The following is a 282-nucleotide window of genomic DNA, read 5'->3' on the forward strand; positions in this document are numbered from 1 at the left end:
TGGGGAAACCCCACACTACCATCGGCGATGCATCGTTTCACTTCTGAGTTCGGGATGGGATCAGGTGGTTCCAACGCTCTATGGTCGTCAAGAAATTCGGGTACTGACTCGTGACCAGATGGCCTCGTTTCAGCAAATTGGGTATGTGACAGCTTTCGGTGTTTTGTGAGCATCGAACTTTCGGTTCATTGCGTCTTCACACACCGCAATCTGGTCTCTTTCGAGTCTACAGATTGCTTGGGTGTTATATGGTCAAGCCTCACGGGCAATTAGTATTGGTTA

Annotated in this window: 1 rRNA gene; it reads right to left on the minus strand. The window is 48.9% G+C overall.

Features of this window, described 5'->3' with window-relative positions:
- Positions 1 to 92: ribosomal RNA gene (rrf, locus tag L6D74_RS29915) — 5S ribosomal RNA — on the minus strand; the annotation flags it as partial.
- Positions 93 to 282: the final 190 nt, after the last annotated feature.

It is taken from the genome of Pseudomonas pharyngis (assembly GCF_021602345.1).
GTDB classification, from domain to species: Bacteria; Pseudomonadota; Gammaproteobacteria; order Pseudomonadales; family Pseudomonadaceae; genus Aquipseudomonas; species Aquipseudomonas pharyngis.